10 protein-coding genes and 1 pseudogene are annotated in these 12,406 nt (G+C 44.4%); 6 read left to right on the forward strand and 5 right to left on the reverse strand.

Features of this window, described 5'->3' with window-relative positions; all coding sequences use genetic code 11:
* Positions 1–364: 364 nt before the first annotated feature.
* A complete protein-coding gene (locus tag FW758_RS09330) occupies positions 365–1,288 on the reverse strand; it encodes a LysR substrate-binding domain-containing protein (RefSeq protein ID WP_063882865.1) in 924 nt (307 codons plus the stop codon).
* Positions 1,289–1,405: 117 nt separating this feature from the next.
* Between FW758_RS09330 and FW758_RS09335 the strand changes: the two genes are divergently transcribed.
* Positions 1,406–3,178 carry a flavocytochrome c gene (locus tag FW758_RS09335; RefSeq protein WP_063882863.1) on the forward strand — a complete coding sequence of 591 codons (1,773 nt, stop codon included), beginning with the start codon at positions 1,406–1,408 and terminating at the stop codon, positions 3,176–3,178.
* A 180-nt stretch (positions 3,179–3,358) separates the two neighbouring features.
* Here the strand turns inward: FW758_RS09335 and FW758_RS09340 are convergent.
* Positions 3,359–3,979 (reverse strand): annotated as a pseudogene (locus tag FW758_RS09340) (IS3 family transposase); the annotation flags it as partial.
* A 243-nt stretch (positions 3,980–4,222) separates the two neighbouring features.
* Between FW758_RS09340 and FW758_RS09345 the strand changes: the two are divergent.
* The 3 genes from FW758_RS09345 to FW758_RS09355 all read left to right on the forward strand — a co-directional run bounded on the left by FW758_RS09345 (position 4,223) and on the right by FW758_RS09355 (position 6,833).
* Positions 4,223–5,011, forward strand: coding sequence for a type IV toxin-antitoxin system AbiEi family antitoxin (locus FW758_RS09345; protein ID WP_063882859.1), 789 nt, complete (start codon positions 4,223–4,225; stop codon positions 5,009–5,011).
* Positions 5,004–5,939: a nucleotidyl transferase AbiEii/AbiGii toxin family protein gene (locus FW758_RS09350; RefSeq protein WP_063882857.1), complete on the forward strand. Its 936-nt coding sequence runs from the start codon at positions 5,004–5,006 to the stop codon at positions 5,937–5,939. Before FW758_RS09345 ends, FW758_RS09350 begins: the two co-directional genes overlap by 8 nt.
* Before the next feature lie 450 nt (positions 5,940–6,389).
* A complete protein-coding gene (locus FW758_RS09355; RefSeq protein WP_446445240.1) occupies positions 6,390–6,833 on the forward strand; it encodes a low molecular weight protein-tyrosine-phosphatase in 444 nt (147 codons plus the stop codon).
* A gap of 189 nt (positions 6,834–7,022) precedes the next feature.
* Here FW758_RS09355 and ylqF read toward each other — a convergent pair whose 3' ends face one another.
* The gene (gene ylqF, locus FW758_RS09360) at positions 7,023–7,964 is read right to left on the reverse strand and encodes a ribosome biogenesis GTPase YlqF (RefSeq protein WP_006081350.1); all 942 of its coding nucleotides are present in this window, start codon (positions 7,962–7,964) and stop codon (positions 7,023–7,025) included.
* 150 nt (positions 7,965–8,114) lie between these two features.
* Positions 8,115–8,954, reverse strand: coding sequence for an isopenicillin N synthase family dioxygenase (locus tag FW758_RS09365; protein WP_446445241.1), 840 nt, complete (start codon positions 8,952–8,954; stop codon positions 8,115–8,117).
* A gap of 377 nt (positions 8,955–9,331) precedes the next feature.
* On the opposite strand from FW758_RS09365, the gene FW758_RS09370 reads away from it, so the two are divergent.
* The gene (locus FW758_RS09370) at positions 9,332–10,237 is read left to right on the forward strand and encodes a bifunctional methionine sulfoxide reductase B/A protein (RefSeq protein WP_446445242.1); all 906 of its coding nucleotides are present in this window, start codon (positions 9,332–9,334) and stop codon (positions 10,235–10,237) included.
* A 97-nt stretch (positions 10,238–10,334) separates the two neighbouring features.
* Here FW758_RS09370 and hemB read toward each other — a convergent pair whose 3' ends face one another.
* The gene (gene hemB / locus FW758_RS09375; RefSeq protein ID WP_446445243.1) at positions 10,335–11,318 is read right to left on the reverse strand and encodes a porphobilinogen synthase; all 984 of its coding nucleotides are present in this window, start codon (positions 11,316–11,318) and stop codon (positions 10,335–10,337) included.
* A 351-nt stretch (positions 11,319–11,669) separates the two neighbouring features.
* On the opposite strand from hemB, the gene tsaB reads away from it, so the two are divergent.
* On the forward strand, positions 11,670–12,383 hold the full coding sequence (gene tsaB, locus FW758_RS09380; protein ID WP_259569879.1) for a tRNA (adenosine(37)-N6)-threonylcarbamoyltransferase complex dimerization subunit type 1 TsaB: 714 nt from the start codon (positions 11,670–11,672) through the stop codon (positions 12,381–12,383).
* The last annotated feature ends 23 nt before the right edge of the window (positions 12,384–12,406 follow it).

The raw sequence follows: 12,406 nt of genomic DNA on the forward strand, positions 1-12,406 counted from the left end.
GGCGCGGTTGATTGCGGGGGCGGCGACACGCAGTGCTTCACTACATATGAGAATTTTAGAGGGCTTGGTTGTTGTTTTATTTGCGGGCTTTTAGGGGGCGTTCATAATTTTGAACGCTATTTACGGCGTTGATTTTAATTGATTATTTCCCTTTTTTTAACAGGGTTTCAAAAAATAGGTGTGCTCGGATATACCAACTTCAACAGATCGATTTTGTGATCCTTTGATCTTCTAGGCATCTGCTGACATTTATTTTGTTTTTCATTGGATACAACTTCAATTTTAGCAGGTGCCAGTACTTTTGGGTGGCTGCAGCATTGGGGAGTCTTCTAAGAGAAGCATATTCACGCGGGCGGATAGCAGATTACCCTAGCAGCTTTAAATACTGATTATTTGGAGTTGATTTACTAAATGAAACGATTGCTTGATAGAGTTGTGAAGTCGATTCATCTTGCATGTGCTCATAGGTACTGACTAAGTAATATGCAGGGGTCTTACTCTCAGGCATTACGATGCTGAATGGCTGTACTAATCGTCCATTGCTAAGTTCTTTAGAAACAAGAATACGATTTACATAAGCAATGCCTGCACCTTGGATCGTTGCCTCAATTGCCTGAATGGAGTTTTGGAAGGTGAGTTTGCTATGACCGGATTTGCGCTCCAAAGCAAAATACTGCATGACAATATCCCATTGTACCAAACGATTGTTAGTATATATCAGTGTATAATTATCAATTAACTCTTGATTAAAAGTGGGGTATTTCATTTTCAAATAATTAGGACGGCATACTGGAATCATTTCTTCATGAAATAAGTAAACCGAATACATATTTTCCCATGAGTCATAACCATAGCGAATGGCTAGATCTAAATCACATTTAGACAAATCAAGGTAATCTAATGTATCAATAAACTCAATGCTTCGATTTAGCTCTTTAATTGATGTTTCCCCTAAGTGTGGCAAAAGCCAATTTTTTAATAGTGATGGTGGTACAGCAATTTTCATTTTTGGTTTTTTACCTTCGATCCCTAAGTCTGTAGTGGCTTCTTCAATGCTTTGTAAAATGATAGATACACGAGAATAATACCTTAAACCACAATGTGTTAGCTTGATTTGCCGACTGCCTCTTTCGAATAACTTTTTCCCAATAAAATCTTCTAATTTACTTATTTGATGACTGATTGCACCTGGTGTTACATTTAGTTCGATTGCTGCAAGTTTAAAACTTTGCAGTCTTGCCGCCGCTTCAAAATAAAGAATTGATTTTATCGGAGGTATAGCTCTCATTTTGATATTTCCCGTTAAATGAACTTTTATCTTCTGTCAGGTGAATTTTATTGCTTTGTCACTGTTTCGTTTTGAAGTGATGATCCTTACGAAAACAACTCTAAAGAGGTAAGGATAATGTTGAACGCCAAGTTATTACCGTTAGCTATGTCAGCTTTTTTTATATCAGTTTCAAGTTACGGACAAACCTTGTCTGATTTCCATGTAAAGGAACTCGGCAATAATTGCCAGTCGTGTCATACCAAACCAATAAAGGTGGCTGATGCCGAACAGCATGAGAATGAAGCTTGTGAAAGCTGCCATGGTACGTTGACTGAATTAGCGACTAAATCGAAAGCTAAATTAACACCCCACCATAGTCATTTAATTGATCTATCATGCACAAGTTGTCACTCAGGCCATAATCAGCCAATACTTGTTTGTCAGACTTGCCATGACACTTTTAAAACGGAATTTAAGATCCCCTTTGCCAACGATAAACTGGTAGCTGACAGCTATCAGTTCCCATCAGTCACACAGGGTATGATAGATAAAGCGCTTGCACTGGGACCGATTGAACAGCATCAAGTGATTGTTATTGGCGCAGGAGCTGCTGGGCATGCCGCTGCAGTTTCTGCTCGTCAGCATGGTGCCAAAGACGTAATTATTCTTGAGAAACAACCCTATATTGGTGGTAATGGTATGTTAGCTGCAGGTGGTATGGCGGCAGCTGAAACCATGACACAGGCCTTTAGGGAGTACCCTGACAGTAAAGCATTATGGTACAAAGATACGATGAAAGGCGGGCATGATATAAATAATCCAGATTTAGTCCGAACATTAACTGAAAACGGCAGTGCTGGTATCGACTGGTTGCAAGCTATGGGGGCTGACTTGAGTTCAGCTTCTAGCGCTGGCGGCCATAGTGCAGAGCGGTTACACCGACCAGATGGTGGCGCGAAATCGGGCCCAGAGATTATAAATACTCTTAAAAATGTGGCTAAAAAGTTAGGTGTTGAAACACGTACCAATAGTAAAGTGATCCGGCTTGTACAAGATAAGCAGGGCAGTGTTACCGGTGTTGTTGTTCAAGGTAAGCATTCTAAGTTACATGTACTTGGTGCTAAAACCGTCATTATTGCTTCGGGTGGATTTGCGCGAAATAATGAACTAGTTGCCAAATATCGTCCGGATTTAAAAGGTATTGATGCAACAAATAATCCTGGTAACGTTGGTGATGCATTAACTTTCGCACCAAAAGTAGGCGCAGCAACTGTTGATATTAAAGAAATTCAAGCATTCCCTACGGCTGCGGCTGGTAAAATGGTGATATCAGGTACAGCTCGTGGTGCAGGTGCGATCATGTTAAATCGTCATGGAGACCGTTTCTGTGACGAAATGGGACCAAGAGATAAAGTATCTGAATGTATTTGGGCACAAGATGGCAAAGATGCTTGGTTAGTCTTTGATGAAACCGTTTTAGACCGATTGGGTCAACTGCGAGGAATGTTAGATTTAGGTATTATTTTTAAAGGTAATTCAGCAGATGAAATTGCTAAATCTACCGAGATGAATGCAAAAGTATTCTCGCAAGCAATTAAGCGTTACAACGATTTCAAAGCAAAAGGAAATGATTCAGATTTTGGCCGTAAGAATATGGCTGATGATCTTCAATTCCCAATTTACGCTGTTAAAGTCAAGCCTGCTGTTCACCACACAATGGGAGGTTTAAAGATAAACTCAAAAACTCAAGTACTTAACGAAAATGGATTGCCTATTGTAGGGCTTTTTGCCGCTGGTGAAGTGACTGGTGGAGTACATGGTGGTAATCGTTTAGCTGGTAATGCAATTGCTGACACAATCGTGTTTGGACGCATTGCCGGTGAACAAGTAGCAGAGGCGATCAAATAGTATTTTGATATAAATAATTTAAATGTCCCAGAAACTATCACGACAATGATTCTGGGGCATTTTTTGTTAGTGGAACAATATCATTAATGATTAAGTCTTTAATTTGCTGGAGATAGTAAATCAAGGGATACTGCAAAAGGATCATCTAAAGGATCTGAATTCCATTGATACTCAGTAATCTGGATTCTTATGGTTGCTGTAGGTTGTGACCTTAAATGTCTTAACCGCCTTTGACACCAAACGCTGCCGTGAAATTTTGGCGATAATGGTTTTGATATCAGCCTTACTGTTATTATCCGCCAAATCTTGCTGAATGCACCTTGTACCATTGTGCTTCTTGGAATCGTCAAAAGACGCTTTAATCAGAACATCACGAGGCGCACATTTAATCGTCCTTGAACTCAGCGTCATTACCATTCTGTAGCCAGGTATAATACCCACTACGAATATCTTGAGCACCTCCACCATCAGCTTAAGTGAATAACGGTGCTGATGCTCAAGGATGAACTCAAATCAGGCTACTTTTGGTTCTTCGTGAAGTAGGCCGCCTTCTTTAAGATTTTAAAAATCTTCTTCTTGTTCAGTAAGTTGGCGTTTAAGCCTAGCGACTTCAGCAGCAAGTTCAGCTTCCCTAGCGGTGGTATTGGATTTTTTCTTAACACTTGAGAGCCAATTGTATAGCTCAGACTCGTAAAGATTGAGTTCACGAGCGGCTGCCGCTACACCAATTTTATCAGCAAGCTTCGGGGCTTCTGCTTGGAATTCTTGCGTGTGGATTTTACAGGGTTTCTTTGTTGACATACTTCACCTCGATAAGCGAGTTTACTCACTTAGCGAGATGTCCAAAAGTATCGGATCAGACACAGGGGGCCTAACTGCGATTCAGCTGGATGTTTAAGTCTGCCAGAACCGATGCTTTTCTCATTTAGCCAGTTTACATTTTTAGCTAAAATCGTACTTTAGGTGCTATTTAATTGCAATTTTTAAACCACGTTCCTATACTCAGTTTAATTTATTAAATATTTTGGTACTTATGGTGCATCTATGTCATCAAAAATAAACTGGCTGATTAATCATACGAGCCCTGGTGCGGTAGTGCTTCAGTCGTGGTTGACACAAAATGAGATCAGCTCATCTTTGGTGAGAAAATATGTGCAGAGTGGTTGGTTGTACAAGATAAGTGCGGGGGTTTACGTTCGTCCTGAGTCAACAGGCAAGTTACAGCCTCATTGGGTTGAAGCGCTCAAGGCTGTGAATGAGCAGCTAAAGCTTCCTGTTCACCTTGCGGGAGTCAGTAGCCTAACGCAGCAAGGGCTTAGTCATTATCTTCAACTAAGCAGCGAGCAAGTTTGGGTTGGCTGTCAAAGTAAGCAGGCGTTGCCAAAGTGGTTCCGTGAATTGGAGGAGCAAAACTGGCTTTTCTATACCAGTAGCAAGCTGACCCAAACGTTGGAAAAAGACTTTATAACTATAGGGGTGAACAATAGGGAAGTTAAGGCAAGTTGTGCGGAGCTTGCAGCCTATGAGGTCGTCAATGCCATTGGCAAACATATCAGTTTTGAGCATGCCGCGGAGCTGTTTCAAGGGTTAGTGAATCTCAGCCCACGTAAAATACAGTCAATACTGAATCGAAGTGAAGCCGTACAAGCTAATCGCGTATTTCTCTTTTTAGGCCACTACTATCAACACCAGTGGATCAAACGGCTAGATGAGCAGCAAATCACGCTAGGTGCGGGAAAGCGTCAGGTGGTGGTTCATGGCCGTTACGATGGACGGTATCAAATAACAGTGCCTGCATCGTTTATTAAGGCAGAAGAAAATCAATATGAATAAGTCATCGATATACTACCAGCAAGTGAGTTTGCTTATTCGGATGCTGCCGCTCGTCGCCCAAGAGAAGGTATTTGCCCTAAAGGGCGGTACGGCTATCAACCTATTTGTACGCAACTTCCCACGCTTATCGGTTGATATCGATTTGGCTTATCTTCCTTTGGATCCAAGGGAACAAGCGCTACAAAGTGTGAAGGAAGCGCTTGGTCGTTTGACTGCGCAGATCAATCTACAACCGAACCTTAGTGCAGTATTTCAAGACAATAAATATGATGAGCTCAGGGTTGTCGTGACAAGTGAGAGGGTGACAATAAAAATTGAAGTCTCTCCTGTTGCGAGAGGCACGCTGCACAAAGCGGTATTAATGCCAGTCGTTGAGTTAGTTGAAGAGGAATTTGGGTATGCAGAGATCCCTGTTGTAAGCCTGCCTGATCTATACGGTGGTAAGTTATGTGCAGCGATGGATAGACAGCACCCAAGAGATCTATTCGATGTGAAAATGCTGCTGGCGGAAGAGGGGATCAGTCGAGAAATTTTAGTCGGCTTTCTCACTTATACGCTTAGCCATCCAAGGCCTATTAATGAAGTGATGTCTCCACGTTGGAAACCGCTTGATGAAAGCTTTCAAGCTGAATTCAATGGAATGACGACAAAGCCGATTAGTCTCAATGAGCTGGTTTTAACTCGCTCAGAAATGCTAACAGCGTTGCAGCATCACTTTACTGCAAAAGATAGAGACTTTTTATTATCCTTTAAACAGGGTCAGCCTGATTGGTCATTGTTTGATGAACCGAGCGTCGCGACACTACCCGCGGTGAAATGGAAGCTATTGAATATCCAAAACCTAGCGAAAAACAAATCCAAGCATCAAGAACAACTCATTAAACTGGCTGATGTATTGGAGACGTGGGTTGCAGGTCGGATACTCTAATGTGCAGTGTATTGCCGATTTTATCTGATAGTTCGCTATTTGTAGGCGTTACTTTGGTTCGACTGATTATTGGACCGTCTCTATTCAGCTGCAGGATACTTCCAAAAAGTGATTTTCTTGAAAATAAAAAATAATTTCAAATAGTACTACATAAATTGCCACAGGGTATTAAACACTACCGTGATGGCTGGAGCATCTGCGCCATTGCCAGTGTCACTCTCGGCGATAACATAGCAGGGTGCAAGGAACAGCATAGACTTGCTACTTATTGAAGTAGAGGTCCAGTTTTGCATCTAGAAGGTGCGTTATTCACACTTTCTCTCTCCAAAACCCAAAATAAGTAATTGATTAAAATAGCATTTAAATTTGTTCAATGTTCTCTACAAAAACACCTCAAATAGCAATTAATCAATTGATTTTATTGCAATTTATCTTGTTTATTGTGTTTATATGGGCAATATCTGCCGTTCACCGACGGCAGAAGCTGTGTGTCGCTTTAAGGTTGCGCAGCGCAGGCTTAATATTGAGGTGGACTCTGCGGGTACTATTGGTTATCACCAAGGGGATAGGCCTGATAGCCGTGCTATGGCGGCGGGGAAAAAGCGGGGTTTTAGTTTCGATGGAATGCGGGCACGGCAGGTTGTGGATGTCGACTTTGAACACTTTGATTTAATTTTGGCGGCGGATAAGGCCAATTTAGAGGATTTGCGTAGACGTTGTCCGCTCGAGTTTCAGTACAAGTTACAGTTAATGCTCTCCTATGCGGATACGCAAGTCACAGAAGTGCCGGACCCTTACTATGGCGGCACTCAGGGCTTTGAGTTGGTGTTGGATTTATTAGAGCAGAGTATGGATGCCTTGCTCGATAAGCTGGCATCAGGTGCACAAAAGTAGTCCCACGTGACAGTATTAGTTAACGTAATATCTCCGTTTATGTAATAAAAAAGCCAGCATATTCAATATGCTGGCTTAAATGTTAAGCTTGATGAATTAACGTAACGATCATAAACATAAAGTCATTAGCACTTTATCTTCAACACACTCCGCGCGTTATTTTCAACGCTCGCAGAGTCGCAAGCTGATTTAGTCGTTATGGCGTTTGCCTGAACGTTTCAGCTTTTCATTAGCCAGTTTGGCTTCTTTCTCGGCTTCTTTTATGGCCATGATGCGGGCGACTTCAATCTTCTCAAGCTCGGCCATCGCTGGCGTTTCTAACGAAAGGAGGCCGATTTTGCCTGAGCGGTATTCATGCAGCAATAACTCAGATGCCTTGTGCATATCGATGCGACCACCGGGACGCAGGGCGCCACGTTTACGGCCAATCGCTTCGAGTAAAGCCACATCATCCTTTGGTAATTCAGTGAGATTGTAGCGCTCACAAATCTCTTTTGGATAAGCGGTTAAGAAATACTTAGCAGCGAACAGGGCCACATCTTCATATTCCATTGCGGTATCTTTAATGGCACCAGTGACGGCGAGGCGATAGCTGCTCGCTTCGTTATCCACTTTGGGCCACAAAATCCCTGGGGTATCCGAGAGTACGATACCGTTACGTAAATTGATCCTTTGTTGGGTTTTGGTCACCGCAGGTTCGTTACCTGTTTTGGCGATAACACGGCCAGCTAAGGTATTGATGATGGTGGATTTCCCGACGTTGGGGATCCCCATGATCATAGTGCGTATGTCTTTTTCGGTTTTATCACGACTTGGCACTAGCTTGCGGCAGATATCAGGGATCTTTTTCACCATTGCCGCTTGCAGTGTGGTGATCGCTGTGGCTTTTACGCCTTGTTCACGTTCTAAGTATTCAATCCATTGCGCAGTGATCTCTGGATCGGCCAGATCAGATTTATTGAGCAGTTTGATACAAGGTTTGTCGCCTCGAAGCTGAGCCACCATGGGGTTTTCGCTACTGTAGGGAATACGCGCGTCCAGCACTTCGATAACAAGATCGACCTGAGGCATTGCCTCTTCAATCTCTTTGCGTGCCTTGTGCATATGCCCTGGATACCACTGAATTGCCATGATAACGCCTTGTCCTAAATAACTTAAAGAATGGCTATTCTACCTTGAAGGTGGCGAATGTCATAAAAAAAGCGCCCTAAGGCGCTTTAATCGCTTAATCCTTGACTGTCTCTTGCGATTGTCACTCGGATTAATAGGCGGTATTAAGGGTTAAATAACCCCTAGTTCGCGCAGTCTTTCCATCAAATAACTGTCGGCGGTATAACGCTCAGACAGCACGACAGCAGGGTTTGGATGCAAAAATAACGGCAAAGAGATCCTTGACTTGGTTTTATCCGTACCTTCAGGATTGATGACGCGATGTGAGGTCGATGGGAAATAGCCGCCAGACGCTTCCTGTAGCATGTCACCGATATTGATAATGATGCTGCCAAAATCACTGGGCACATCTAACCAAGTGCCATCTTTGGCTTTCACTTGCAGCCCTGGCTCATTTGCGGCAGGTAACACTGTGATAAGGTTGATATCTTCATGGGCTGCCGCGCGAATGGCGCCCATTTCTTCACTGCCCGTCATCGGCGGGTAATGCAGAATGCGCAGCAAGGTTTTTTGGCTGTTGGCGATCATTTCTGGCAATGGGATCGAAAACTTGGCTTTTACGTCTTCGGGTGAGTAGGTTTCAATCCACTCTAAGAGTTCAGCGGCCAGCGCGTTGGCTTTGTCATAATAGGCGAGAATATTGGCACGCAGTGAATCGGGGATCCGACCCCAAGGGTACACGTGGTAATACTCTTTAATGTCTTTGACTGTGTTGCCTTTGGCTGTTTCAGAAATCGATGCGGGGAAGAAACCGTCGTGGGTTTCCTTTTTAAACATGTAGTCGTTTTTAGCTTCTGAGTTAAAAAAGGCTTGCCACTCGGTGTAGATGTCTTCAACTAAGCGCTTATCAATCGGATGATTAGATAAAACACCAAAGCCAGTTTCCCTAAGTGATTCAACGAATTGCTGGGCACTGTTTTCAGCGCGGTAATCAATGGTTTCTAATTTCATTGTGGTTTCTACTTGTTATATTTAGTTGTAATTTGACCCGCTGCAAGTGTAGCCGTGCGCTGGAGCGGGTGCAAATACTCAGCGAGGGTGAGTGAGAGCAACTGCTGTATTTTCCGTCACTTATGCTGTCGCTTAATGAGCACTGATTTAAACGCATAGATTAGGACTGACTTAAGTGGCAAGATTTTAGCCGTCAAACCCGTTAGTATGGGCTATTGGATTTGTTGTTATGGATTGATGTCGGCCGCATTTTGAAGCCGAGTGCAAGAAATCTTGCTTGGATTGGGTCTTATGTTGGCTTTTTATGGATCAGCTCCTTAATCAACTGAATGAAGAGTATCAAAATAGACAACGACGTGAGTCGAAAGGGCATTAATATGAACAAACTGACTGATTTTGAACGCTATGTTATCGAAGAGAAAGGCACTGAACGCCCCTTTAGTGGTGAGTATTATGATCATGATGCCAAGGGTTTGTATTTATGCAAAAAATGCCATGCGCCCTTGTACCGCTCTGAGCATAAATTTAATGCCCATTGTGGTTGGCCAGCCTTTGATGATGAAATTGCCGGCGCTGTAACGCGCCATGTCGACGCCGATGGCCGCAGAACCGAGATTGTCTGTAGCCAGTGTGGTGGTCACTTAGGCCATGTTTTTGAAGGTGAGATGCTAACAGCCAACAATATTCGTCACTGTGTTAACTCCGTTTCTATGGTTTTCAAAGGGATCGATGATGCTGTTGAACCTGCATCGAACAGCTTTGCGACTTTTGGTGCTGGGTGTTTTTGGTGCGTCGAGGCGATCTTTCAAAGCCTAAAAGGCGTGGTGAATGTGACTTCTGGCTATGCTGGCGGTGATGCCCATGATGCCGATTATAAATCGGTTTGCTCGGGCCAAACCGGCCATGCTGAGGTTGTGCATATCGAGTTCAACCCAGAGGAAATTGATTTTACGACGCTGTTGCAGGTCTTTTTTGAGAGTCATGATCCGACCACGCTCAATCGTCAAGGCAATGATAAGGGGCCACAATATCGCTCTGTGGTGTTTGCCCATAATGCCGAGCAGATTGAGCAAACCACTGCTATGTTGACTCAGTTAGCGGCGGCTAAGGTCTTTGATGCGCCACTAGTGACCCAAGTGTCAGCATTTGAGACGTTTTATCCCGCTGAAAATTATCACAATGATTACTTTGCTTTACACGGTGAGCAACCTTATTGTCAGATGGTCGTGCGCCCTAAAGTCGAAAAAGTGAAAGCCTTGTTTGCACGATTGCAAAAAGCTTAAGCAATTCAGCGCAGGATGCTAAATACAAAAACGCCACCGATAAAGGTGGCGTTATTTATCGGTTTTTTAATGTCCGCAACGGTAGTTACCGAAGTAACTATCTACTCTCGGCTAACCACTGGGCATATTGTTTGGTGTAATAGCTGACAATCAAATCCGCTCCGGCTCGCTTTAAGCCGACAAACGTTTCAGTCACCACAGCACGCTCATCTAACGCACCTGCAAGGGCGGCAAACTTGATGCCTGCATATTCGCCGCCGACTTGATAGGCTGCGAGTGGCAAGTGGGTTTCTTGTCTTAAACGGCTTAACACATCCAAGTAGGGCGTACCGGGTTTAACCATCAGGATATCGGCGCCTTCGGCTTCATCTAATGAGGCTTCTAACAGGGCTTGGCGACCGTTGGCATAATCAAGCTGATATCCTTTGCGGTTACCACTGAGTTCACAATCGACCGCCGCTCTGAAAGGACCGTAGAAGGAAGAGGCGAATTTTGCCGAGTGGGCCAGAATCGCCACATGCTCAAAACCTGCGGCATCAAGCCCTTGGCGAATGGCTTTCACTTGACCGTCCATCATGGCCGATGGCGCTAGCATGTCGGCGCCCGCTTTAGCGGCAGTCACAGATTGCTTAACTAAATTTTCGACGGTGAGAGCGTTGCAGACTTCATTATTGTGCACCACGCCGCAATGGCCGTGATCTGTGTATTCACAAAAACAAATGTCGGGGATCACCATCATCTCAGGCACGGCGGCTTTAATGGTGCGCACCATGCGGGCGAGCAAGCCATTGTCATCCCATGTGTCGCTGCCTTTATCATCCTTAGTGTGCGAAATCCCAAAGGGCATAACATAGCGGATCCCGAGGGCGTAAAGCTCGCGCACTTCTTCCGCCAGTGCACTCTCTGGTAAACGGCTGATACCTGGTAGCGTGGAGATAGGCACTGCGTGGGTGATGTGCTCTTCAATGAACAGGGGATGGATGAGATCGCTTAACGAAACATGGGTTTCGCGCAACAGATCGCGCATCGCTTCTGAACTACGTAAGCGTCTTAGGCGACGCAATGGAGGCGTGTTTAACATGAAATATCCTTATCGAAGGCGGGTTAGTGCAATCGTACAATAGTAAAGGAATGGCAAGGAATGAATTCAATCCAGACTTGTCTGCTCTGACAAGCAAAGTTGAAAAAGTTTCCCCAAGCTGGCGGTATTCCTTAATGAGTTTATCGATCATTGACTTAGATCACATAAATCCATCAAGTCCTGATTTGCTACTGGATATCATGCGGGCGCTATTTTAGCGGACTTGCTTGCTTAGCCCTTTGTTTTCGGGCATTTGATGTTATTATTTGCGCCAGTTTACTCATGGCATATTCGCACAATACCGAAATGGTCAACTTGATGCGAAATCTTGCCCGCTAATCCGGTTTTGAAATGACAATAACACACGAACACTCTGCTTGTATTCTTGCCTTAGACACTTGTACCGAATCCTGCTCAGCTGCGCTGCAATATCAAGGTCAGATTTATGCTGAACTTGCCGATGCGCCGCGTGAACACAGCCAGCGTCTGTTGCCTATGGTCGATTCAGTGCTCAAGCAAGCGGGCATTAGCTTAGATAAAGTTGCGGCGATTGCCTATGGTCGAGGTCCTGGCAGTTTCACGGGGATCCGTATCTGCACTAGCATGACCCAAGGTCTGGCACTGGGGTTAGATTTACCTGTGATTGGTATTTCAACCTTAGCGGCTATGGCACAAATGGCCATTAGCGAGCACCAAGCCGAGCAAGTGCTGTGTGCCATTGATGCGCGCATGGGCGAAGTGTATTGGGGGCAGTTTGTGGCCGTCGATGGTATTGCGACATTAGTCGGTAAAGAAGTGGTCAGTGCGCCTGCCAACGTACAACTTCAGCTTGATACTCAAGCGCCCATTGTGGCTTGCGGCACCGGTTTTGATGCGTATCCTGATTTACTGGCACTCGGCAAAGGGATTTTAGCTCTCGACGCCGTGAAATATCCCGATGCAAGGGCTATGCTGATATTGGCTGAGACAGGTATCAAAGCAGGACTAACAACCTCGGTCGATGAGCTTGAACCTGTGTATTTACGTGATACAGTCACATGGAAAAAGTTACCTGGTCGTGAATAAGCTGTTCTTTGCCTGAGTATCTG

The organism is Shewanella sp. 1180_01 (assembly GCF_052850535.1).

What these genes read in the sequence shown, in the direction of transcription:
- FW758_RS09330 (WP_063882865.1), bottom strand. Translation starts at nt 1,288, where the DNA reads ATGAGAGCTATACCTCCGATAAAATCAATTCTTTATTTTGAAGCGGCG.
- FW758_RS09335 (WP_063882863.1), top strand. Translation starts at nt 1,406, where the DNA reads ATGTTGAACGCCAAGTTATTACCGTTAGCTATGTCAGCTTTTTTTATA.
- FW758_RS09370 (WP_446445242.1), top strand. Translation starts at nt 9,332, where the DNA reads ATGAACAAACTGACTGATTTTGAACGCTATGTTATCGAAGAGAAAGGC.
- ylqF (WP_006081350.1), bottom strand. Translation starts at nt 7,964, where the DNA reads ATGGCAATTCAGTGGTATCCAGGGCATATGCACAAGGCACGCAAAGAG.
- FW758_RS09365 (WP_446445241.1), bottom strand. Translation starts at nt 8,954, where the DNA reads ATGAAATTAGAAACCATTGATTACCGCGCTGAAAACAGTGCCCAGCAA.
- FW758_RS09355 (WP_446445240.1), top strand. Translation starts at nt 6,390, where the DNA reads ATGGGCAATATCTGCCGTTCACCGACGGCAGAAGCTGTGTGTCGCTTT.
- FW758_RS09345 (WP_063882859.1), top strand. Translation starts at nt 4,223, where the DNA reads ATGTCATCAAAAATAAACTGGCTGATTAATCATACGAGCCCTGGTGCG.
- hemB (WP_446445243.1), bottom strand. Translation starts at nt 11,318, where the DNA reads ATGTTAAACACGCCTCCATTGCGTCGCCTAAGACGCTTACGTAGTTCA.
- FW758_RS09350 (WP_063882857.1), top strand. Translation starts at nt 5,004, where the DNA reads ATGAATAAGTCATCGATATACTACCAGCAAGTGAGTTTGCTTATTCGG.
- tsaB (WP_259569879.1), top strand. Translation starts at nt 11,670, where the DNA reads ATGACAATAACACACGAACACTCTGCTTGTATTCTTGCCTTAGACACT.